The following is a 23,669-nucleotide window of genomic DNA, read 5'->3' as shown; positions in this document are numbered from 1 at the left end:
AGTCTACTGAATGATCATGAGACATATTCATTTAGCTAGTCACAAGGTAAGTCTATGTCCAGCCACTTCCCTCGTTTTCGTGCCGACTCTGTAGGCAGCCTGTTACGTAGCCCGATTCTGAAGGAGGCCCGTCGCCGCTATCAGACCGGAGAAATGGAGCGAGACGTACTGCGTGCGGTTGAGAATGATGAGATCCGCAAGATTGTTGCCAAACAGGAAGCAATTGGCCTTCCCGCCGTAACGGACGGAGAATTCCGCCGCGCCTGGTGGCATTTCGACTTTCTTGAGCAACTTGGCGGCGTAGAAGGCTACGAGGCAGACCAGGGTATTCAGTTCCACGGTCAACAAACCAAATCCCGAGGAATCAAGGTCACGGGTAAATTAGACTTTACCCAGCATCCGATGCTGGAGGACTTCAAGTTTCTGGCCAGCGCTACTACTCGCAGTGTGGCCAAGATGACTATTCCAAGCCCTAGCGTGCTGCACTTCCGGGGCGGACGAAAAAACATCAGTGAAAGCGTCTATCCGGATATGGAAGAGTTCTTTGCTGACCTTGCCAGCACCTACAAGAAAGCCGTGAATGCTTTTTACGAGGCGGGATGCCGTTATCTCCAACTCGATGACACCGTCTGGGCTTACCTCTGCTCAGAAAAGGAAAAGGCCGCCGCCCGCGAGCGCGGTGATGATCCGGAACGTCTGGCCGAGATCTATTCAAGCGTGCTCAATCAGGCGCTGGCTGGTCGCCCGGATGATTTGCGCATCGGCCTGCATGTCTGCCGGGGCAATTTCCGCTCGACCTGGATCAGCGAAGGTGGCTACGAGCCGGTGGCGGAAGTGCTGTTTGGCAACACGGATATCGATGCTTTCTTCCTGGAATACGATACCGAGCGCGCCGGTGGTTTCGAACCCCTACGCTACCTGCCCAAGGGCAAGCGTCAGGCTGTATTGGGACTGGTCACGACAAAAAGCGGCGAACTGGAAAGTCCGGATGCTCTCAAGCGCCGTATCGAGGAAGCCTCTCGGTATGCCAACCTGGACCAGCTCTGCCTGAGTCCGCAGTGCGGATTTGCCTCGACAGAGGAAGGCAACCTGCTCTCGGAAGAGGAACAGTGGGCCAAGCTGCAACGCGTAGTAGACGTAGCCCGTGAGGTCTGGGGAGAGGCCTGATCAGCGCATGACTGGCTGACTGGAAAGGGGCGTTTTAGAGCGTAAACCCGCCCTTTTCCGCTACATTTCGATCAAGATAAAAAGGTGCAGACTACCGTTCCGTAATAAAGTTTCTGTAATAAATTCATACATTTGCCTTTTGTGGAAGTTATCGCACCCTTAAGCAGATTCCACTTGCCAAGCGAAGCGGTAATCACGAGGATCGGCGCCATCATCCTCACAGTGAGTTTTGATTATGAAGTACTCCTCGATCCTTCTGTTGTCCCTGAGCCTGGTAGGTACTAGCGCGATGGCGGGCGACGATATGCAGGCCGGTATCGGTGGTGCGCTAGGCGGGGTGTTAGGCTCGGTTGTAGGAAATGCCGTAGGCGGAAGCACAGGCTCCACGATCGGTGCAGGTCTGGGTGGTGCTGCGGGCGGTGCGGTAGGCGCCAAGCGTGGCGATAAAACAGAAGCAGCCATTGGCGGCGGTCTTGGCGCCGCGGGTGGCAACGTATTGGGCAAGGCCGTAGGCGGCAGCACAGGCGCTATGGTGGGTGCCGCCCTGGGCGGCGGCGGCGGTGCAGCCCTCGGCAGCAGCATGGGCGATTCGGGCGACCGTCACCACAGTGGCCGTCGCTACGATGACCGCCGTTATGCCCATGACAACGGCTGGCACCGTGGTCACCACAAGAAACACTGGAAGCGCCACGGTCGTTGGGACGATTGATCCCTACCCTAGCGCTAAAAGAAAGGGCCACGTCTGTGGCCCTTTTTCATTTGCCGCCACTATTTCTCTTTGCTCAAGTCCACCAGCGGTGTTTCACGTACATCGGTCTGGCGGCCTTGCTGGATCGTATCGACACGCTTGAGTGCCTCGTTTACCGCACCCGCATCACTGAGCAGGCTGTAGGTAATCTCAAAGTCACGAGTCTCTTTTGGCCCGATCCTGGGTACTAGCTTCAAGTCACGCTGGAAGCGTCGGTTATAGGAAAAACTGGTGCCTGGCTCCAGACCGGTCACATAACCCTGCCCCTGGGTGTCCGTGTTTTTCCACAGGGAAAAGGCGGGTAGCTGGTTAACGTTGAAGGTGAGGCTGACGCCCTGCTTGCCGGCTTTATCATGTAATACCGCCAAGCTGTTGCCCTGGGCATCTCCATAAGGAAACAGGTTGTACACCATCTCATCGAAGCCTTTGGTAGGACCCCGGTAGGTTTGCCACTCTTTCAGGTCACGCTTGGCGTACTCATTGAAGGGTGACACCTCACGCACTGGCGCGGCGAACTTGGCACCCTCCTCCAGCAGTGGCGTACCGAAATTGCTATGGTAGAGCGCTTGATACTCTTTCTCGTAGTCGCCCTGGTTGGTCAGACGATCATGAAGGGTAAATTGAGTGGCACCTGGTTGCGTGGTCAGCTGAGTATCGACCAGAAAGTCCACCTTCTTGAATGCCTGCTCGCGCAGCTCGCCTTTCAGGTGAATGGCATATGGCGGCTTTTCATCGATGGTCAGCACGACCTTGGACGCCGGGATATTGGCCGCACGGCCATGCAAGGTTAGCAGCTCTCCATTATCCATGCCCGGATGGCCAACCCACTCGTAGCCACAACGGGTTACCATCTCGTTGAAACCTTCCAGCCAGCCCAGCCCGCCCCGGCCGTTGAGTTCGATGAAGGCCGGATTAACAACCTCATGCACAGGCGAGTCCCACCCCAGTCGTACAGTACCGGCGGTGGCGTAAAGCACGTTCATGCCGCGGTTTGGCACAACGGTCATTTTCATTGCGCCGGTATCTATTTCAATCAGGCTTACCCCTTCCTGACGACCGCCATGCAACGTCTTGAGAGTGACTGAAAAAGGCTTGTCCGTTTTGACGCCAAGCTGCTCGCTGGTGATGCTCCAGTTTTCAGCAGGCTTGTTCGAGTCGATCAGCGTGTAATCCCAGGCAAACACTGGAGAGGCAGCTGCCAGCAATCCGAAGCTGGCAAGCAGAGCAGATGCGTTCATGTCCGATTTCCTTTTTGTTTGTTGTTATACCTCGCTGCCCTTTGGCTGAAACGATTTAGCAGCGTGAGAAAAGTGTAGAACAACCCTGCACGTTTGCATGGGTCAGATCTCGGATTTACAAGGTTGGAGACAGGAAACGAGAGGTAGGTCAAGGTGCCTGCCCGGCACCCTGACTTGAGGGCTATTACTCTTCGAGGCGCTCGACCTTGCCGACGACGAGCCCGTAACTCAGCGCGCCGACCAATGCCGTGATGCCGATATAGGTGATAGCCGGGGCAAAGTTGTTGCCATCCACCAGTAGGCCAACCACGATCGGCACGCTGATGGATGCCAGGTTGCCGATGAAGTTAAACATGCCTCCCGTCAACCCCAGCAGGCGTGCAGGTGCCAGGGCCGACACCATTGACCAAGTGATCGACGCCAGACCGTTACCAAAGAAGGCGATTGCCATACAGGCAATGATCAGCGCCGGCGTATCAACAAAGTTCGCGCCGATGATGCAGGTGGAAATCAAGAGGCCGCTGATGATGGGCAGCTTGCGTGCCATGCCCAGCGAAACGCCACGGCGCACCAGCCAGTCGGATAGCAGACCCGAGCAGATCACACCTAGAAACGCCGCCAGGAACGGCACCGAAGCCAGAAAGCCCGCCTTGATGAAATCCATGCCGCGGTATTTGACGAGGTAAGTCGGAAACCAGGTCAGGAAGAACCATAGTGTGGAGTTCAGGCAGAACTGACCGATGTAAATACCCCACAGCTTGCGCTTGTTGAGCACGGCCCACAGATCCGCCCAGCGAAACGCCGCGCGGGACTGATTCTTTTTCTCCAGATCTACAAGGCCGCCGCCCTGCTCGATCAGCGCCACTTCGGCAGCATTGGCACCTTTGAAGTCTTTTGGCTCACGATAGATCAGATACCAGATCGCCGCCCAGACGATACCGATCCCGCCTGTTACCACAAAGACCATATGCCAGCCGAACGTCTGTTGCAGGTAGATGAGTACCGGGGTCAGGAAGGCCAGCCCGACGAACTGTCCGGACGTATAAAACCCGATGGCGGTGGCGCGCTCCCCTTCCGGGAACCACGTCGTTACCACCCGGTTGTTGATGGGATACGCCGGCGCTTCCAGCGCACCGACTGCAAGACGCAGGATTACCAGGCCGATAAAACTGCCAACAAAGCCTAGGCCGATAGTTGCCAGGGACCAGAGCGCGATGGCAATCGGGTACAGCACCCGCGGGGATACCTTGTCTACCAGCCAGCCGCCCGGGATTTGCATGGCGGCATAGGTCCAGCCGAACGCCGACAGGATCAGCCCCATGTGCACGGGATCGATGTTCAAGTCCTGAGCCAGGTGGGGCGCGGCGATGGAAAGGTTGCTGCGGTCCAGGTAGTTGATCACTACCGTGACGAACAGCAAGACCATGATGAAGTAGCGCGAGCGTGACGCAGGCTGGGCTTGCACCTGAGCCTGGGTCTGGCTGTACGCCGTGCGGGTTGAAGAATGTTGCATCACCGTTACACCTGTCTTGGACTTGTTATACACAACGGGGATGACTCACCGGCGACAGCCGCCGGTGGTCTCCTGCAAACGTTACTGCCCGATATCGCGCAGTGGTTTGCCGCTCATGAGGTTACGTTCGATCTGCTCCAGCGTTGCACCCTTGGTTTCCGGAACCAGCCAGAACACCAACAGGATGAAGAAGGCATTCAGTGCGCCATACAGCCAGAAAGTTGCGGCGTTGCCGATGACGTTAAGCAGTGTCAGGAAGGTAGCGCCGACGATCATGTTGGCGATCCAGTTGGTGAACGTGGAGCAGCCGATACCGAAATCGCGGCCCTTGAGTGGCTGCACTTCGGAGCACAGTGTCCAGATCAGCGGACCGGCCGACATGGCAAAGCCCACGATAAAGATCAGCAGCATGGCAACGGTGAAGATCTGCTGGCCGTGACTCAGCGTACCCATGTTCATCATGGTGCCCACGATGCCCATACCGACCGCCATGACGATGAAACCGGTATAAAGAATCGGCTTGCGGCCCCAACGGTCCACCAGGAAGATAGCAATGAAAGTTGCCAGTACGTTGGTCAGGCCCACCGCAGCGGTAAACCACATCTGCGCATGCGTGTCGTAACCCATGCCTTCGAAAATACGCGGTGCGTAGTACATCACCACGTTCATGCCGGTGAACTGCTGGACGATCTGCAGGAGTACGCCTAAACCAACGGAGCGGCGGAAGTTGGCGTTTTCCTTGAACAACTGCCAGCCACGCTGCGGGATACGCAGCTGCTCTTCGATATCGCGTACTTCCTGCTGGATCACCTCTTCATTGCCGCGCAGCTTGTGCAGGACGTCCAGTGCCTCTTTCTTGCGGCCCTTCATGATCAGCCAGCGCGGGCTATCGGGCAGTGCCAGAACACCCAGCAGGAACAGCACACCGGGGATAGCGATGATACCCAGCATCCAGCGCCAGGCACCGCTGTAGCTGAAGGCAGTATCCGACAGGAACGCAGCCAGGATACCGACCGTGATCATCAGCTGATACAACGAGATCATTGAGCCGCGGATCTGCTCAGGCGCCACTTCAGCCAGGTACAGCGGAGCAGTAAAGGAGGCGATGCCGATAGCCAAGCCCAGAATGAAGCGACCGGCGATCAGTGAGTTCGGCGACCAGGCGAAACCGCACAGTACCGATCCCAACACGAACAGAATGGCACCCAGGATCAGCGAACGCTTGCGACCCAGGGCAGCGGACATCCAGCCGGCACCGAGTGCACCCAGGGCAGCGCCAAGCATCATGCTGCTGACGATCCACTCGATCACGCGGTCGGAAACTTGGAATTCTTGCTGAATGAATTGCGTGGCGCCGGAAATCACGCCGATATCCAGGCCGAACATCAGCCCGGCCAAAGCCGCCAGAATGCAGGTGAACACCGCGGTTCCCTTGGTCTTCTCGGCGGTATGAGTACTACTCGTCATAAACTGGACTCCTGCCTTTTTGGGCGTTGTTTTTGTAATGCCGGTCCCTCAGCAAATGCAGGCATGTGAATTTGCTATCAACCTGGCTTTCCAGTGACTCGTCAGGCTCTGCTCAGGTTCGTTACAAGATGTGAAAAATGCCGAGCCAGACGCATTTCTTGCGTCCGGCTCGTCTTCACGACCTGAAGGCCAGGGCTTACCACTCGGCGAAGCTGCCGTCCTTGTGGCGCCAGATCGGATTACGCCAGCGGTGGCCGATGGCTGCACGCTCGATCACGTACTCTTCATTGACTTCGATACCCAGCCCCGGGCCTTGCGGGATCTTCACGTGGCCATCGCCATAATCGAAGACTTCCGGGTTTTTGATGTAGTCGAGCAGGTCATTGCCCTGGTTATAGTGAATGCCCAGGCTTTGTTCCTGAATGAACGCGTTGTAGCAGTTGGCATCCAGTTGCAGGTTGACCGCCAGGGCAATCGGGCCGAGCGGGCAATGCAGCGCGATGGCGACATCGTAGGCCTCGGCCATGTTGGCGATCTTCCGCGTTTCGGTGATGCCACCGGCATGGGACGGGTCAGGCTGAAGGATATCCACATAGCCGTCCTGCAGGATGCGTTTGAAGTCCCAACGGGAATACAACCGCTCACCCAGCGCAATGGGCGTATTGCTCATCAAGGCAATTTCCTTAAGCGCCTCGTAATTCTCGCTCAGCACCGGCTCCTCGATAAACATCAGGCGATAGGGCTCAAGCTCTTTGATCAGGACCTTGGCCATCGGCTTGTGCACACGGCCGTGGAAGTCGACGCCAATGCCAAAATGCGGGCCGCAGGCGTCGCGAATGGCCGCGACGTTGGCGATGACCTGATCGACCTTGTCGAAGGTATCGACAAATTGCATCTCTTCGGACGCATTCATCTTGATGGCGGTAAAGCCCTTGTTCTTGCGCTCCAGCGCCTGGGCCGCGGTTTCGGCCGGGCGGTCGCCGCCAATCCACGAGTAGACGCGGATGCTCTCACGCACCTGGCCGCCCAGCAGATCATGCACCGGTACACCCAAGGCCTTGCCTTTGATGTCCCAGAGGGCCTGATCGATGCCCGCCAGGGCGCTCATGTGGATACCGCCGCCCCGGTAGAAACCACCGCGATAGAGTACGGTCCAGTGATCCTCGATATTGCGCGGGTCCTTGCCGATCAGGTAGTCGGCCAGCTCTTCCACAGCCGCCGCCACACTATGGGCGCGGCCTTCAAGGACTGGCTCGCCCCAGCCGGTGATGCCTTCATCGGTTTCGATCTTCAGAAAGCACCAGCGCGGAGGAACGATATAGGTAGTCAGTTTGGTGATTTTCATTGTTATGCCTCGATGCGTTCAGGGCCGGCGGACCGACCCGGGTCAAATCCGATGGTTACTGGCCAGTCAGCGCTTTCCAGCCATTGGCAAACGCGTGCGCGCTGCGGCTGACGTCGTCAGGAGTCATGCCCGGCTTGTAAATGGCCGACCCCAGGCCAAAGCCATTGGCGCCCGCCTTGACGTATACGTCCATGTTGTCGGGCGTGATCCCACCGACCGGCAGCAGGGCTGTTTCCTTCGGGAAGACCGCACGCCATGCCTTGACCACCGCCGGGCCAAGCTGCTCAGCCGGGAACAGCTTGAGCGAGTCGGCTCCCGCCTCCAGTGCAGCAAAGCCTTCAGATGGCGTTGCCACGCCCGGTGCACTGATTAGCCCGGCCGCCTTGGTCGCGCGGATCACCGCCAGGTTGGCATTGGGCGACACAATCAGTTTGCCACCGGCAAAGGCTACGTCCGCCACCTGGCGCTCGGTCAGTACGGTTCCGGCACCGATCAGGCAGTCGTTGCCCAACTCGGCAGACAGCAGTCGGATGCTTTCCAGGGGCTCAGGCGAGTTCAATGGAATCTCGATCAGACGAAAACCGGCCTCGTACAGGGCCTTGCCGACCGGCACGATCTCCGCAGGCGTAATGCCGCGCAGGATGGCAATCAAGGGCAGTTGTTTCATGCAGGCGTCAAACATGGCGGGTATCCTCCTGAGAAGGGGTTGCGGCAGTTACCAGACCGGCTGCACAGGCGATGCGCCACAAGCCGGTACGGGTTGCCTGCTCAAGCAGACGTACATCGGTAATTTCGAAAAAGGCCAGGGCGTCCTGATAACGGCGACACAGCGCCGGATCGCCAATCAATACCAGCGGTGGGCAGACGGCGCCCTTCAGGCAGGCCACAACACTGCGCAGCTCTTCACCGATCAGCAGGCCCGAGAGGTAGTCCAGGCTGTGGCGCGCGGGCAGATCACCGGCCAGGAATAGGCTGCGGGTGGTGAACAGACGGCCAATAACGCCTTCCGCCCCGCTCTCACGGGCATTGGTGAGGCCACGCATAAAGGCGTCGTTGGACGGCTCGCTGCCCTCTTCCCGCGCAGGACGACCCAGAATCGAATGTTCACGCAGGACGGCAAACAGCTCGCCGGTCATATAAGTGGAAAAGTGATCGAGCCGGCTACTGCGGATCGTTGCCCACTTGCTGTGCGTGCCGGGCAGCACCAGCAAGGCATGATCGGCCAATGCAGGCTCCAGTTCGAGCGCTCCGAAGATCTGAGTCTCCTCGCCTCTCAATACGTTTGGCAGTGCGCCACGCTGCATCACGCCGGGGATCAGGCTCAGCTCACCGCAACCGCTGTCGAACGTCAGCAGGCCTTTTGCCAAGCTATCCACATCGGCCGGGCAGTCCACATAAGGAACCTCACGCCAGCCCTGCCGGCTGCCGATCATGCCGGCGGCAATGGCGGGTACGGATGGCCATTGTGCGCGCCAATCACCGACCAGCTCACGAAAGGCCTTGGCGAAATCACCTTCAGGCGTATGCAGAATGCCCCAGGGCTGCGAGCGGGTATCCACTATCTGGCCGTTATCTCCCAGCAGATACGCGCGTAGTGATGAGGTGCCCCAATCGAGGCCGATCAGACGTGGCGTTGCCGTTTCATTCATGACTGGTTCCACCCGAGGTTGTCCATCCAAGGTCAAAGGAAATGGCCCGTGCGCAAGCGATGACATCCGGGCAAAGATCCCGCAGGCGTGCTTCAGGCATATAGGGAATCGCGCTGGCGACACTCAAGGCCGCCACGATGGCGCCGCTGGCATCGCGAATAGGCGCGGCCACGCAGCGAATACCCAGCTCGTTTTCTTCCAGATCAAAAGTGTAGCCACCCGCAGCATAAGCCTGCTGCTGGGCCAGATAGTCCGGCCAGGGCGTAAAGTCCTCGCGCAGACCCGGTTGCCCGGCGCGCCGTCTGAGGCCTTCCTCGTAGAGCAGGTGCCATTCGGATTCGGGCAGATCAAGCATGAGGGCCTTGCCTACCCCGGTCAGGGCCAACGGCATGCGCAGCCCGACGCGCGAGCGCATTTCAAGGCCGCGGGCTCCAGGAAGCTTGTCCAGATAGAGCACATCGCCGCCCTCCCGCACGCCCAGATGAACGGTGTCCTGGGTCAGCGCCGCGAGCCGCTGCAGGTGGGGCCGCGCCAGGTTGGTCAGCGGCAGCTGGTCACGGGCCTTGAAGCCCAGCTCGATAAGCTTGGCTCCCAGTTGATACTGACCGGCAACGCTACGCAGATAGCCAGCCTGTACCAGTGCATTGACCAACCGATGGGTGGTGCTGCGCGTACAGCCGATCACCTCGCCGATGGCAGCCAGCGTACGGGCGCCCTGAGCGATGGCATCGATAACGGCCAGGCCTCGAAACAGTGCCTGAGCGCCAGCAGGCGCGTTGTTGTTTTGATCAGACATGGCGCTCACTCTATTCCTTTAAAACTGCAATCTCAATATGTGAATATTTATCCCATATTATGGGATAAAGAAGTGTTCGACGACTTGTCACATGACTGCAACAATTTGGTTATCTAATGCGCGAGCATCGTGCAGAACAGTGAGGAGAACCATGGCGGGCAAGTCGATTCTTATCGTCGATGACGAGGCGCCCATTCGCGAGATGATCGCGGTTGCGCTCGAAATGGCGGGTTATGAATGCCTGGAAGCAGATAATGCGCAGCAGGCTCATGCCCTAATCGTCGACCGCAAGCCCGATCTGGTCCTGCTCGACTGGATGCTACCAGGCACGTCCGGCCTTGAACTGGCGCGCCGCCTGAAGCGTGACGAGCTGACGGATGCGATCCCGATCATCATGCTCACCGCCAAGGACGACGAGGACAACAAGGTCCAGGGTCTGGAAGTAGGAGCCGATGACTACATCACCAAGCCCTTCTCGCCTCGCGAGCTGGTCGCCCGGTTGAAAGCGGTACTGCGCCGTACAGGCACATACGACAGCGAAACGCCGATTGAAGTGAATGGCCTGATTCTCGATCCCATCAGCCACCGCGTGACCATTGATGGCTCACCGGCTGAAATGGGACCGACCGAATACCGTCTGCTGCAGTTCTTCATGACGCACCAGGAACGTGCCTACACCCGTGGTCAGCTGCTGGATCAAGTATGGGGCGGCAACGTCTATGTCGAGGAACGTACGGTAGACGTGCACATTCGCCGTCTGCGTAAGGCCTTGGGTGAAACCTACGAAAATCTTGTGCAGACCGTACGCGGAACGGGCTATCGTTTCTCGACCAAACTTTAAAAACGGGATGTGCTGCCTTGAACATGGATTGGCGTTCACTGCTGGCCCGCCATATCTGTCTGCTCCTGGTTATTTGCCTTCCCCTGGGCTGGCTGACAGACGCTTATGGCGCCATGCTGGCTGCCGGCCTGTTCATCTATCTGATATGGATGTCCTACCACATCGTCCGTCTTCAGAAGTGGCTGGCCACGGCCGAAGAAGGGGTGGAACCCCCGGAGGCCAATGGCTTCTGGGGCGAGATCTTTGACAGTCTCTATTATGCCCAGCGCCGCGAACGTGAAAAGCGCCACGCCCTGGAAGCCGTGATCGAACGTGCCCAGGCCTCTACTGCGGCGCTGCGGGATGCCATTATCCTCATCGACCGCAACGGCAACCTGGAATGGTGGAACCGTGCCGCCGAACAGCTCCTGGGGCTGCGTCAGCCGCAGGATTATGGTCAGCCCATCGCCAACCTGGTCCGCCATCCCAAATTTTATGACTACTTCAACAAGGGTGACTATCAGGAGCCGCTGGAACTGGCCTCGCCCGTGAATGCCAATCAGCACCTTCACATTCTGATTACGCGCTTCGGTGAAGGTGATCGTCTCCTGCTCGTCCGGGACGTGAGCCGCCTTCATCAACTGGAACAGATGCGTAAGGATTTCGTTGCGAACGTCTCCCACGAGCTGCGTACGCCTTTGACCGTGATCGCTGGCTATCTGGAGACCTTGGTCGATAACGCCGCCGAAGATACCAATCCGCGCTGGCTGCGGGCCCTTGGCCAGATGCAGCAACAGGCCAGCCGCATGCAGCACCTGATCGATGACCTGCTGCTATTGGCCAAACTGGAAGCGACCGACTACCCTGCCGAAAACAAACCCGTCGCCGTGGCGCCACTTCTGCAAATCATCCAGCAGGATGCACGTGCGCTCTCAGGCCAGCGCGGCCACAAGATCACCCTGGATGCCGACGCGAGTCTGGCCCTGAAAGGCAGCGAAGCCGAGCTGCGCAGTGCCTTTTCGAATCTCGTTTTCAACGCTGTGAAGTACACGCCGGACGGTGGTCAGATCAGGATTCGCTGGTGGCAGGACGCCCATGGTGCCCAGATGTCGGTTTCCGATAGCGGGCCGGGCATCGAAGCGCGTCACCTACCCCGCCTGACAGAGCGCTTTTATCGGGTGGATGCCAGCAGAGCCTCCAGCACCGGCGGTACGGGCCTGGGGCTGGCCATCGTGAAACATGTCCTGATTCGCCATCATGGACACCTTGAAATCGAGAGCACTCCCGGCAAGGGCAGTGTTTTCACCTGTGTTTTCGAACCCTCCCAGACGGCCTCCATGACGGCCTCTGCAATAGCCGTACACCAACACTGATGAGCGAGACTTGAAAGTCGCTCGTCAGACCCCCATGCTAGGGCCAACTTTTATCACTTTGAACCCCTAATGGACCCTTCCCCTAGTTTCGATACCTCAGTACTTTTCGCTGACTTCGGTCTTGTTCTTTTTGCGCTGCTGCTGGTGCTGCTCAACGGCTTTTTCGTAGCCGCCGAGTTCGCCATGGTCAAGCTGCGCGCCACACGTGTAGAAGGTCTGGCTGAAAGCCATGGCTGGCGCGGCCGTATCCTGCGTACCGTGCATAGCCAGCTCGATGCCTATCTGTCCGCCTGCCAGTTGGGTATTACCCTGGCCTCCCTGGGTCTGGGCTGGGTGGGCGAGCCTGCCTTTGCCGAGCTGCTGGAGCCTCTGCTACGCATGGCTGGAGTAGATACGCCTGAGCTTGTACATGGCATCGCGTTCTTTACAGCCTTCTTTATCATCTCCTATTTACACATCGTGGTCGGCGAGCTGGCGCCCAAGTCCTGGGCTATCCGCAAGCCGGATCTGCTATCGCTGTGGACAGCCGTCCCGCTATACCTGTTCTACTGGCTGATGTATCCCGCCATCTGGCTGCTCAACGCCAGCGCAAACGCCATCCTGCGTATCGCCGGCCAGGGCTCGTCCAATGGCGATCACGAGCACCATTACAGCCGTGATGAGCTCAAGCTGATCCTGCACTCCAGCCGCGCGCTGGATCCTACTGATCAAGGCATGCGTGTGCTGGCGTCGGCGGTCGAGCTGGAAGAGCTGGAAGTAGTGGACTGGGCGAACTCACGTGAGGACCTCATCTACCTGGACCACACGGCCTCGCTGGAAGAGATCCTGACCATCATTCGTCGTCACAAGTACAGCCGCTACCCGGTTTACAACGAGGAAGAGAACGTATTCATCGGTGTCTTGCATATCAAGGACCTGTTGCTGGCAATCGCCGGACTGGATTCCCAGGCCGAGTCGTTCGAGTTGGACGAGTTGATCCACCCGCTTGAGCGTGTCTCCAAGCACATGCCGCTCAGCCGCCTGCTCGAGCAATTCCGCCAGGGCGGCGCGCATTTCGTGCTGGTCGAAGAGGCTGACCACAAGGTCGTAGGCTTCCTCACCATGGAAGATGTCCTGGAAGTGCTGGTCGGCGATATTCAGGACGAGCACCGCAAGGCCGAGCGTGGCGTGTTGGCCTATCAGCCCGGCAAGCTGCTCGTACGTGGCGATACCCCGCTATTCAAGATCGAGCGCCTGTTGCACATCGATCTGGATCATGTCGAAGCGGACACCATGGCCGGCCTCGTCTATGACAGCTTGAAGCGCGTACCTGAAGAGGACGAGGTTCTGGAAGCCGAAGGCCTGCGCATCATCATCAAGAAGATGAAAGGTCCGAAGATCATTCTGGCCAAAGTCATCAAGCTGGGCGGCGAAGAAGATGCCCCACGGCATCATTGATCGATGCCTATAAAAAAGGCCGGCATTGATGCCGGCCTTTTTCTTTTCATACACGCTTACACTTCGCCAAAGTAGGCGCGGTTGCGGCCTTCCTGTTTAGCATGGCTCAACGCCTTGAGCGCCGTGTTGATCAGACTCTTGTCACTGTCGTCCAGGGTCGGCACGATACTGGCGATGCCGGCGCTAACGCTGAAGCTGACGGTTGCACTGCCGTACTCCAGGCGCAGCATACTTGTTTCGGCGCAGATCCGATTGGCCAGCGCCACTGCATCAGCCTCGCCAGTAGCCGGCAGGACAAGCACGAACGTGTCATCCCGGAAACGGGCGGCCATGTCGCCTGCGCGCTTGGTGTAGTTCTTCAGCAGACCGGCCAGCGCCCGCAGGCATTCATCGCCGAGCGGGCTGCCAAAGGCATCGTTGATTTCCTTGAAATGGTCAATGTCGATCACGACCAGCGACACAACCACCTGATTGCGCTTGGCGCGGTTGACCTCTTCGGTGAAGTGGCGATCGAAGCATGGACGGCTCAAGGCTCCGGTCAGGGTATCGATCGTACTCAGACGAATGACCTCGTCATTGGCTGCCCGTAATGCCTCATTGGCCCGCTCGAGCACATCCACCTGCGCCTCGATATGCTGTTGCAGCTCCTCGTTACGCTTGTGCTGCCGCTCCAGTGTCTGCTGCTGAGCCTGCAAAGCCTGCTTATGCCGCTGCACCTGCTGATTGCTGGCCAAAAGGGCTTCCTTCTGTATGTTCAACCGCTCGGCGCCCTCATGGTCATGGCGGATATCCAGCGCAACGGACAGCAGCATGAACTCGAAGGCAAAGCCGATGATTTGCGCATCCAGAATAAACGGTGATAGCGTGATCCAGTCCAAGATGGCCATGAGCATCAGTATCGTGCTCACCGCCAGTACGGACCACGCAATGGCCAGGTACTTGGCCGACGGATTGCCCTTTCGCCACAACGACAGGGTCATAGCGATCCCCAGCAGGCAGCTCACAAGACCTGCCGGCTCGATCATCAGGAAGCGGACCAGCATCGGCTCGATAGCAATCAATGCTGCCGCCAAGGCCCAATAACCGATCAACCCCAGGACGACCAGCCGCCATCCCCGGTAGCGATCCACATTGAGGAAGCGCCGGGCAAACACGATGGCCGTAAGAAAGCTCAAGCAGCCAAAGCCTACATAAGTTCGGATGGAAAACGCAGGCCACTCCGGCCACAGATAGCGCTGGCCGATGCCGGTCAGGCTGAGTTCATAGCCCAGGATGCTGACCAGGTAGAGGCAATACCATAAGTGATTGGGGTCGCGCTGCCGCCAGTACCGGCTGCCGTTATAAACCAGCAGGGCCAGCATGAAGCCAAAGAAGAGCGTCAGCAGGGCGAGCGAAGTCTTCTCCTGCGCCTGGTAATGCTCCGGTGTCATCAGCCACATCGGAACCAGCATCGGCTCATAGGAGCGCAGGCGCAGGTAGACGAACGCCTTGTCACCTGCCGAAAGGGTTAGAGGAAAGACAAACGCCCGCTCCTTGAGGGAGCGTATGCTCATGGGCAAGCTATCCCCAGCGGTTTCGACCGGCCCCCATGACTCGCTGGACTGGGAGCGAACCCGCACATCGACCTGATTGAGAATGGGTGGCTGAATCACCAGGTAGCGCTGCTGAGCGCGATCGGTGGGGTTATGCACTTCGAAGCGTAGCCAGGCGCCGATCTGTTGCCGACCCAGATTGACCGTCTCATCCCCCAGTGACTGCCAGCGATCCTCAAGCCCTGCCGCCGCTGCCTGCTCGAAGGTCAGGGTAGCGGAAGCCTGCAGGTAGCTCACCGAGTGCAGCGAGACCTTCGCCTGCGCGTCGTTCAGGATCACCGCCCGGGGCAATGGATCGAACAAGGTCTCAGCCTGCAGCGACGCGCTGAAGAACACGATCCAGAACAGCATTACCCCATACAGACGCATCAGTCATTCCTCGACCAAACCTGAGAATGCTCGGTTCATACGTTAAGAAAGCAAGGCTTTCTATGCAGCATTCCATCACTGCAAACAACCGAAAGCTTGCAATTACTGGGCGTTCCCAACAACCCGCCGCTCTCTAATGAGACAAGTATGGCGAGTCAGAACGACGCTAGAAAGAAATTTGAGAGGTAAACCGCAAAACAATCAAGCGTTACGGCCCACCCACAGCAAAATTAGGCAGGCTGTCGACCGGCTGGGCAAACCGGAATGGAATCGACTCCAACGCCAATCCCGTGTTGCGCTGTACCACAAAATGCAGGTGCGGACCGGTGCTGTGACCCGTGTTGCCAGACAGCGCCAACGGTGTACCGGTCACTACACGCTGCCCCTCCTTGACCTTGACCGAGCCCTGCATCAGGTGCAGGTACACACTCATGGTGCCGTCATCGTGCAGGACACGCACGAAATTGCCCGAAGGGTTGGCGCTACGGCCCTGCTGCTGACTATTTTCAACCTTGACCACTGTACCCGGACGCGAAGCAATGATAGGCGTACCTTCCGGCATCGCAATATCGATGGCGTAACGTCCTCTGGGCGTGTTGTGACTAAATGCACCGTTTGCCCCCTGACTGATCCGGAACGGCCCTCCCACCCATGGCAGCGGATAGGCATAATCTCGCGCGCCCTGCCCTGGGTCGCCCATCGCATAGTTGAAGGTCGGCTTGTAATGAATCGCCACACCCTGCACCTCTTTTTTCAAGCGCATCAGGGTGGTGGTGCTGTTGGGTGGTAGAACGCGGCGGACCGAAGCCGACTCGTTGATACCAGCCACGTTCTTGAGCTGATCCAGACGAAGCTCGACCTGAACCGGCACCAGCAGGTCGTTACGGGCCTCGAAAACAGTCTCGTTGCCCAATTTTTTTGTATTCAGTCGAACCTGACGCTCGATACGCTCGTTGGTATCGTCCTCGAAGACAAGTACCTTGGCGCCCTTGGTAACCTTGTCCGTATAGGTCACCACACCGTTGGCATCCGTGTATTTGTAGATGGGCGATGCCCACGTCGCTGCCGCCAGCGTGAACGAGCCACATAGCAAAAAGAGACGTTTCAACATGCAGGTGCAGAACCAAGCGCTTTTCAGGGGGCGCAAGCCTATCAGTGGAACACGCTCCCGACGAGGCTTCACTCGTCGGGATGTGATGATCGGCACCGGCATGCTGGAAACTTACGCGCCGGGAACGTAGTGCTTTTGCGCCGTACCGCGGGCGATCAGGCGGGACAAATATTCCAGCTTGGCTGGGTCCTTATCCACAAAGCGGAAGAACAGCTGCAGCCATTCGCTGGAAGGCTTTGGCTCCAGGGCTGCAACGGAGTGCAGATAGCCGTTGAGGCGGGCAATCTCCTGCACCTCCTCACCCTGCTCCAGATCCAGTACAGCGTTATCCAGCACCTGAGGCAGGATATCGCCCCGCTTAACGATCAGAACGGCTTCCTTGAGGCTCAGGGCCTTGATTACACAAGCCATGCCAGCATTGGCCAAGCGCAGCTGACCTTGACCGAAATTGACTTTTCCGCCACCAGAAGAGCGCGCCGCGGCTTGGCCCGGCTGGCTACCTCTCAATGCATTGAGCGAGTCGTTGGCAAAAGCCGATGCTGCACGCTGGGGGCCACGAGCCACGAGCGCTTCCAGCTTGCCGACGCGACTCAAAGCCTTTTTGACCTTAGTGATCAGTTGCTCATTGGTGAACGGCTTGCCGATAAAGTCGGAAACGCCCGCCTGAATGGCCTGCATGACGTTGTCCTTGTCGCCACGGCTAGTCACCATGATGAAAGGCGTTTTCTGATGAGCCGGCTCGCTTCTGCACCATGTCAGCAGCTCAAGACCCGACATTTCCGGCATCTCCCAATCGCACAGGATCAGATCGAAGGATTGCTTGCTCAACATTGTCTGAGCCTTGCGTCCGTCCGCTGCATCCTCCATTTCGATACCCGGAAGTTGGCTACGTAGCCCTTTCTTGATCAAGTCGCGGATAAATGGTGCGTCATCCACAATCAGTACAGATACCTTACCCATCGATTACTCCATGAAGCCCCGAACGCAGCTTCATGGATCGCTGAACGCCACGTCGGGAAAGCAAGCTTACTCGCAGCCCAAAAGCGTAGCTGAGAACATGGCCGCCTTCCTGTCGGGGGCCATGGCATCAGTCACGCGGTTTGTTGACTTCCTCTGCCATCCGGGTCAGTCCCAGGTGGCGTACATCCGTTCCACGGACCAGGTAGATCACCAGCTCCGCAATATTGCGGGCGTGATCGCCAATGCGCTCCAGCGAACGCAGCGCCCAAATGACGCTGAGTACACGGGAAATTGCCCGCGGGTCTTCCATCATGTAGGTCGCCAGCTCACGGATCGCCGTCTTGTATTCACGGTCGACGATCTTGTCGTGCTGGGCGACGGAGAGGGCCAATTCGGCATCGAAGCGCGCGAACGCATCCAGTGCCTCCTGAACCATCTTGCGTACCTGTTCGCCAATATGGCGCACTTCCACGTAGCCGCGCGGGGCTTCACCGTCCTCACAGAGTTCGATGGCACGACGTGCAATCTTCGAGGACTCATCGCCGATCCGCTCAAGGTCGATCACCGACTTGGAAATGCTGATGATCAGACGCAGGTCCGACGCTGCCGGCTGGCGGCGCGCCAGAATGCGCAGGCATTCTTCGTCGATGTTGCGCTCCATCATGTCGATCTGATCATCGATTTCCCGCACCTGCTGCGCCAGACCAGAGTCGGCGTTAATCAGGGCACTTACGGCATCACTGACCTGCTTCTCGACCAACCCACCCATCGCCAGCAGATGGCTACGGACTTCTTCGAGTTCGGTGTTGAACTGCTGCGATATGTGGTGGTTGAGGCTTTCTTTGCTGATCATGGCGTTGTCGTCCTGTAAAGAATGGAGCCAACCCCCTCGGGCGGCGCTCCCTGGAACAGACCGCATCAACTACGTGGCACTGCTTCCTATAAAGCTGTGATTGCCACTGTATCGTCAGACTGCCCGGTTTATTTAGATTCCTTTCTGAAAAGATGCTGAGCGGTAACACCACCTGAAGCCATGCGCAGCGCCCGATTGGGTTATCGGCAAAAACGCGCTTGAGTATAGGGGCAGTGATTGACTTCCTGGTCAGCAACACCTTTCAGTGGGAAACCCGATAGTTAAATAGACATAAGGTAGGCTATAGAGTGTGAAGGTTTCATTACCCGTAACGCCCTGTAATGTAATCTTCGGTCTGTTTTTTGGTCGGGTTGGTGAACACGGTGTCGGTATCGCCATACTCAATCAGCTTGCCCATGTACATGAAAGCCGTGTAATCGGATACACGAGCGGCCTGTTGCATGTTGTGCGTCACGATGACAATGGTGTATCGCGTCTTCAGCTCATAGATCAGCTCCTCGATCTTGAGCGAAGAGATCGGATCCAGGGCGGAGCTGGGTTCATCCAGTAGCAGCACTTCCGGCTGCACAGCGATGGTTCGGGCAATCACCAGACGCTGCTGCTGACCGCCGGAGAGGCCCAGTGCCGACTCGTGCAGGCGATCCTTGACCTCCTCCCAGAGTGCAGCCCCCTTGAGCGCCCACTCCACGGCCTCGTCAAGCATGCGCTTTTTCTTAATGCCCTGAATGCGCAGGCCATAAACCACATTTTCGTAGATGCTTTTGGGAAACGGGTTGGGCTTCTGGAATACCATGCCGACCCGGCGCCTCAACTCGGCCACGTCGGTCCCCTTGGCAAAGATATTCTGTCCGTCCAGGCGAATCTCGCCATTGATCCGGCAGCCATCGACCAGATCGTTCATCCGGTTGAAGCAACGCAGCAGCGTGGACTTGCCGCAGCCCGAAGGCCCGATAAAAGATGTGACACGTTGTTTGGGAATGTTCAGGTTGATGTCGAACAGCGCCTGCTTCTGTCCATAGAACAGGTTCAGACCGGGTACTTCCAGGGCCACGGGCTCGGCCGCCGGGTCAAGCCCTTGCCGCTCACGCCTGCCAACATTAAGCCCGAACCTCGGCCGTTGCATTTCACGCATGGATGACTCCATTGGGCCTCTCGGCCGCGTTGGGGCGCCACGGTATGCCGAGCGCCCGGATTCGTTTAGTTGTCCATCGCCCGATACTTCTCCCGCAGGCGATTACGGATCGCCACCGCCGAGAGATTGAGCGCAGCAATCACTAGGACCAACAGCAACGCCGTGGCATAAACCAGCGGCCGGGCAGCTTCGACGTTCGGGCTCTGAAAGCCGACATCGAAGATATGAAAGCCCAGGTGCATGATCTTTTGATCCAGGTGCAGATAGGGGTAATTCAGATTCACGGGCAGTGTCGGCGCAAGCTTTACCACGCCCACCAGCATCAGCGGCGCCACTTCGCCCGCCGCGCGCGCAATCGCCAGGATCAGCCCGGTCATCATGGCCGGGCTAGCCATCGGCAGCACGACGCGCCACAGGGTTTCAGCCTGAGTCGCACCCAGCGCCAACGACCCCTCGCGTACGCTTCTTGGAATTCGGGCCAGTCCTTCTTCGGTCGCTACGATCACCACCGGTACAGCCAGAATAGCCAGGGTCAGGGAGGCCCACAGCAGGCCGGGTGTCCCAAAGGTCGGAGCCGGCAGCGACGCGCGAAAGAACAGTTGATCAATCGAACCGCCCAGCACGTAGACGAAAAAACCCAACCCAAATACGCCATAGACGATGGCCGGAACACCGGCGAGGTTGTTGACGGCGATACGGATCAGGCGCGTCATCAGTCCCTGGTTGGCGTATTCACGTAGATACACAGCGGCAATCACACCAAAGGGCGTCACGATCACAGCCATGATCAGGGTCATCATCACCGTTCCGAAAATAGCCGGGAACACACCGCCTTCGGTATTGGCCTCACGCGGATCGGAAGATAGAAACTCCCATAATTTGGCGAAATAGAAGCCCAGCTTCTGAAAGCTGCTCATGGCGTTGGGCTGGTAGGCGTGGACGACGTTACCCAGGCGAATCTCAGTTTCCTGCCCGGAGGCATCCCGCACCGTGAGGCTGTCGCGTTCGAATTCCTGGCGCAATGCGTTCAGCTGTGTCTCGAGGTCATGGTAGCGGGCATCCAGCTCGCTGCGCTCGGCAGCCAGGTCCGCCTGGGCAGCCGCGTCAAGCCGGTCGTCCAGCTCAAGGCTACGCATCTGTAGCCGGAGACGCTCGATATCGTGGTTGACACCACCAATCTCGACCTTCTCGATACGGCTGATCCGGCTGGCCAGCGAATCGATGCGCTTGAGACGTTCACGCATCGCCGGCAGAGCCGCATCCCCTTCCGCAACGACCTTGCCCGCCTCCTTGACGTTGACCAGATAGCCATAGAAGTTGCCCCATTCGCGGCGCTCCAGCGCAATAGCATCCTTAGGGGATTTCTGTTCCTGAAGCCAATCTCCTACGACCCAGACGAAATCACTGCCGTACAGCTCCCGATTGCCCAGTTTGACGAGTTCCCGGGTCATGAGGGTTGATCCTTCCGCCTCGACAAGCAGTCCAGCACTCTTGAGTCGCTCCCGAGGTACCTCTTCGGTCTGGACAACCTCACCCATGATCATACGGGGCGTCTCGCCGGGTACGGCATAACGCGCCTCAATCACATCAGAAGGCCAGAAATGGGCCAGACCGCGCACGGCGATGATGGCGATCAAACCAATGGTCATGATCACAGCAATGGCCACGGCGCCCCCGCTCAACCAGATGCCCGGCGCACCGCTTTTGAACCACTGCTTCAGGGAGTCCTGCTTCACGGAGTTCTTCTCTTATCAGTTCCAGCCCCTTCCAGGGTGCTACAGCCGCCAGGGCAGCGCTTACAACGAGGCATATTTCTTACGCAGTCGATGACGGATCATTTCCGCCAGCGTGTTCATCACAAAGGTGAAGGAAAGCAGCACCAGTGCCGCCAGGAACAGCACGCGGTAATGCGTGCCGCCAACTTCCGACTCCGGCATTTCCACCGCCACGTTGGCCGCCAGGGTCCGCATACCTTCGAAGATATTGGCATCCATGATGGGGGTGTTGCCGGTAGCCATCAGTACGATCATGGTCTCGCCTACGGCACGCCCCAGACCGATCATCAAGGCTGAGAAAATGCCTGGGCTGGCCGTCAGGATCACGACCCGGGTCAGGGTCTGCCACGGCGTTGCGCCCAGCGCCAGCGAACCGTAAGTCAAGCTGCGCGGCACGCTGAAAATGGCGTCTTCGGCAATGGAAAAGATATTCGGGATGATGGCAAACCCCATCGCCAGGCCTACGATCAAGGCGTTGCGCTGGTCATAGGTAATGTGGTGCTCATGTAGCCACAAACGCATATCGCCATTGAACCACCAGGTTTCCAGATGAGGGCTCATGCTCAGCGCAAACCAGCCTGTAAGCAGCACCACAGGAATAAGCAGCAGGCTTTCCCAGCCGTCGGGCAGCCGGAAGCGAATGGATTCAGGCAGACGCGACCACACAAGCCCTGCCAGGACAATGCCGATCGGTACCAGCAGGATCAGGCTGAAAATTCCTGGCAGATGACCCTCTACATAAGGAGCCAGGAACAGGCCGGCGAAAAAGCCCAGAATTACGGTAGGCAGCGCTTCCATCAGCTCGATGACCGGCTTGACCTTGCGGCGCATGCGCGGCGCCATGAAATACGCGGTGTAGACCGCGGCAGCAATAGCCAGCGGGGCCGCCAGCAGCATGGCATAGAACGCGGCCTTGAGCGTACCAAAGGTTAGTGGTGCCAAGCTCAGCTTGGGCTCGAAGTCATTGCTTGCCGAGGTGGATTGCCAGACATAGGACGGCTTTTCGTAGTTTTCGTACCAGACCTTGCCCCACAGGGCTGACCAGGAAATTTCCGGGTGTGGATTGTCCAGCGCGAAATTCATGAGCTGGCTGTCACGCTCAAGCAGGACATGGTTGGCCCGCGGCGAGAGCGCCAGCCGGCCGTTGCCGTCAGCGATCTTCTCGGCCAGCACCGTACGCCCGGCGGTGCTGTGGAAAACGCCCAGGTTGCCCTTTTCATCCAGTGCGATGAATCCCTTGCGTCGCTGCTCGGCCACGATCTGCGTGATCGGCGCGTTCCTGAGATGGAAAGTGCGAATATGCTGAAGCTGGGGTTCGCCATCCTTGCCACGTGCCATGAACCACTGGCTGATACCTCCCTTGGCATCGCCTACAAGCAGCGAAATTCCACCAAGCAACTGCGCCGTCACGGTAACCTGGTTATGCGCATCATCGATCAGTCTGTAATGGCCATTAAGGGTGCGGTCGCGCAGATCAAAAACATCTGCTGCCGAGCGCCCATTAATCACATACAGCCATTGACCCCGAGGGTCCAGATGCAACGCCTGCACCGTTTGTGAGAGGCGAGGCAAGTCGATTCGCTGCTGCTCAAGGGTGGTTTCGCCCGTCAGCATGTCTTCCGTACGGGTCAGCTTGAACACCAATAGTTCGGATGCATTGGACGCAGCCAGGGTCAACTCGCCTTCGCCTGCCGTCAGGCTCAGATGCTCCAGGGCGCGCCCCTCAGGATCGACCACGACCGGTGCCGGCCCGTAGGGATAATCGACCTGAGGCACGATGACCCGCTTGTTTTCAGGATAAGTCGACTTATAGATGTGCCGGACCAGCAGTGCCCGCCCATTGGAGAGCCCTAGTGCCAGCACCGGCTTGACCAAGTCCTGGGCAACCGAAACCACCTGAGTACCCGAGGGAATCGGCAAAGCCTGCCGACTCAGCTCCGTACCATCCTTGACCCTGAAAAAGACCAGATCGCCCGCCGGGGTGATCTGCATGCCGACTTCGTTCTGTTCCTCCACGCTAAGCACAAGTGGCGCTCCGGCCTGTTGTAGCCAGGCAGGTGTCTGTACGGCCTCGGCTGTCAGCGTAGTCCCTTTGAAGAGCGGCAGGACCACATAGGCCAGGTAGAAGAAGATCAGAGTGATCGCCGCCAGCACGGCCAACCCACCGACCAGCACGTACCACCGCGTGAAACGATCCATGCTGGCTCGCCAGCGGCGCTTGCGACGCATCGCAGGCGTATCGAAATCGATGCGTGCAGGGGATCGGGTTTGGTTCATGAATAGGAAGCCTGGTCCTTCGTCGC

General features: G+C 58.3%; 19 protein-coding genes. 5 read left to right on the top strand and 14 right to left on the bottom strand.

Annotated elements, in window-relative coordinates; genetic code table 11:
* Positions 1-54: 54 nt before the first annotated feature.
* Both QWJ10_RS09470 and QWJ10_RS09465 read left to right on the top strand, forming a co-directional pair.
* Complete coding sequence (locus tag QWJ10_RS09470; protein ID WP_289925745.1) at positions 55-1,167, top strand: cobalamin-independent methionine synthase II family protein; 1,113 nt, start codon at positions 55-57, stop codon at positions 1,165-1,167.
* Between the two features lie 235 nt (positions 1,168-1,402).
* A complete protein-coding gene (locus tag QWJ10_RS09465; RefSeq protein ID WP_010796246.1) occupies positions 1,403-1,876 on the top strand; it encodes a glycine zipper domain-containing protein in 474 nt (157 codons plus the stop codon).
* A gap of 59 nt (positions 1,877-1,935) precedes the next feature.
* On the opposite strand, the gene QWJ10_RS09460 is transcribed toward QWJ10_RS09465, so the two are convergent.
* The 7 genes from QWJ10_RS09460 to QWJ10_RS09430 form a co-directional block, all read right to left on the bottom strand.
* Positions 1,936-3,153 carry an aldose 1-epimerase family protein gene (locus tag QWJ10_RS09460; protein WP_289925742.1) on the bottom strand — a complete coding sequence of 406 codons (1,218 nt, stop codon included), beginning with the start codon at positions 3,151-3,153 and terminating at the stop codon, positions 1,936-1,938.
* Between the two features lie 184 nt (positions 3,154-3,337).
* Positions 3,338-4,666: an MFS transporter gene (locus QWJ10_RS09455; protein ID WP_125889597.1), complete on the bottom strand. Its 1,329-nt coding sequence runs from the start codon at positions 4,664-4,666 to the stop codon at positions 3,338-3,340.
* 81 nt (positions 4,667-4,747) lie between these two features.
* Positions 4,748-6,133, bottom strand: a complete 1,386-nt coding sequence (locus QWJ10_RS09450; RefSeq protein ID WP_122041277.1) for a sugar porter family MFS transporter — start codon at positions 6,131-6,133, stop codon at positions 4,748-4,750.
* Positions 6,134-6,329: 196 nt separating this feature from the next.
* The gene (gene dgoD, locus QWJ10_RS09445) at positions 6,330-7,478 is read right to left on the bottom strand and encodes a galactonate dehydratase (protein ID WP_150348422.1); all 1,149 of its coding nucleotides are present in this window, start codon (positions 7,476-7,478) and stop codon (positions 6,330-6,332) included.
* A 55-nt stretch (positions 7,479-7,533) separates the two neighbouring features.
* The gene (locus QWJ10_RS09440) at positions 7,534-8,160 is read right to left on the bottom strand and encodes a 2-dehydro-3-deoxy-6-phosphogalactonate aldolase (RefSeq protein WP_010796251.1); all 627 of its coding nucleotides are present in this window, start codon (positions 8,158-8,160) and stop codon (positions 7,534-7,536) included.
* Positions 8,153-9,127: a 2-dehydro-3-deoxygalactonokinase gene (locus tag QWJ10_RS09435; RefSeq protein ID WP_289925736.1), complete on the bottom strand. Its 975-nt coding sequence runs from the start codon at positions 9,125-9,127 to the stop codon at positions 8,153-8,155. Before QWJ10_RS09435 ends, QWJ10_RS09440 begins: the two co-directional genes overlap by 8 nt.
* Positions 9,120-9,923, bottom strand: coding sequence for an IclR family transcriptional regulator (locus QWJ10_RS09430; RefSeq protein WP_289925734.1), 804 nt, complete (start codon positions 9,921-9,923; stop codon positions 9,120-9,122). Before QWJ10_RS09430 ends, QWJ10_RS09435 begins: the two co-directional genes overlap by 8 nt.
* 151 nt (positions 9,924-10,074) lie before the next feature.
* Here QWJ10_RS09430 and phoB point away from each other — a divergent pair, with 151 nt between their 5' ends.
* The 3 genes from phoB to QWJ10_RS09415 all read left to right on the top strand — a co-directional run bounded on the left by phoB (position 10,075) and on the right by QWJ10_RS09415 (position 13,553).
* Positions 10,075-10,764 (top strand): phosphate regulon transcriptional regulator PhoB, encoded by a 690-nt coding sequence (phoB, locus tag QWJ10_RS09425; RefSeq protein WP_010796254.1) that lies wholly within the window; start codon positions 10,075-10,077, stop codon positions 10,762-10,764.
* 23 nt (positions 10,765-10,787) lie between these two features.
* Entirely contained in the window at positions 10,788-12,116 is a 1,329-nt protein-coding gene (gene phoR / locus QWJ10_RS09420; RefSeq protein WP_289925730.1) for a phosphate regulon sensor histidine kinase PhoR, read from the top strand.
* 69 nt (positions 12,117-12,185) lie between these two features.
* Positions 12,186-13,553 carry a hemolysin family protein gene (locus QWJ10_RS09415; RefSeq protein WP_122041271.1) on the top strand — a complete coding sequence of 456 codons (1,368 nt, stop codon included), beginning with the start codon at positions 12,186-12,188 and terminating at the stop codon, positions 13,551-13,553.
* 56 nt (positions 13,554-13,609) lie between these two features.
* On the opposite strand, the gene QWJ10_RS09410 is transcribed toward QWJ10_RS09415, so the two are convergent.
* The 7 genes from QWJ10_RS09410 to QWJ10_RS09380 all read right to left on the bottom strand — a co-directional run bounded on the left by QWJ10_RS09410 (position 13,610) and on the right by QWJ10_RS09380 (position 23,643).
* Positions 13,610-15,514, bottom strand: a complete 1,905-nt coding sequence (locus QWJ10_RS09410; protein WP_289925728.1) for a diguanylate cyclase — start codon at positions 15,512-15,514, stop codon at positions 13,610-13,612.
* A gap of 208 nt (positions 15,515-15,722) precedes the next feature.
* Positions 15,723-16,625, bottom strand: coding sequence for a M23 family metallopeptidase (locus QWJ10_RS09405; protein WP_122041269.1), 903 nt, complete (start codon positions 16,623-16,625; stop codon positions 15,723-15,725).
* A gap of 111 nt (positions 16,626-16,736) precedes the next feature.
* Positions 16,737-17,585: a response regulator gene (locus QWJ10_RS09400; RefSeq protein WP_122041268.1), complete on the bottom strand. Its 849-nt coding sequence runs from the start codon at positions 17,583-17,585 to the stop codon at positions 16,737-16,739.
* 127 nt (positions 17,586-17,712) lie between these two features.
* On the bottom strand, positions 17,713-18,438 hold the full coding sequence (phoU, locus tag QWJ10_RS09395; protein ID WP_010796260.1) for a phosphate signaling complex protein PhoU: 726 nt from the start codon (positions 18,436-18,438) through the stop codon (positions 17,713-17,715).
* Between the two features lie 322 nt (positions 18,439-18,760).
* Positions 18,761-19,591, bottom strand: a complete 831-nt coding sequence (pstB, locus tag QWJ10_RS09390; RefSeq protein WP_010796261.1) for a phosphate ABC transporter ATP-binding protein PstB — start codon at positions 19,589-19,591, stop codon at positions 18,761-18,763.
* A gap of 65 nt (positions 19,592-19,656) precedes the next feature.
* Positions 19,657-21,327 carry a phosphate ABC transporter permease PstA gene (gene pstA / locus QWJ10_RS09385; protein WP_289925721.1) on the bottom strand — a complete coding sequence of 557 codons (1,671 nt, stop codon included), beginning with the start codon at positions 21,325-21,327 and terminating at the stop codon, positions 19,657-19,659.
* 60 nt (positions 21,328-21,387) lie between these two features.
* Positions 21,388-23,643 carry an ABC transporter permease subunit gene (locus QWJ10_RS09380; RefSeq protein ID WP_289925719.1) on the bottom strand — a complete coding sequence of 752 codons (2,256 nt, stop codon included), beginning with the start codon at positions 23,641-23,643 and terminating at the stop codon, positions 21,388-21,390.
* Between the last annotated feature and the right edge of the window lie 26 nt (positions 23,644-23,669).

It is taken from the genome of Pseudomonas sp. WAC2, assembly GCF_030403525.1.
In the GTDB taxonomy this organism is placed as follows: Bacteria; Pseudomonadota; Gammaproteobacteria; order Pseudomonadales; family Pseudomonadaceae; genus Chryseomonas; species Chryseomonas luteola.
Note: the sequence above shows the minus strand (reverse complement) of the source record. Positions and strands in the feature narration are given on the sequence as shown.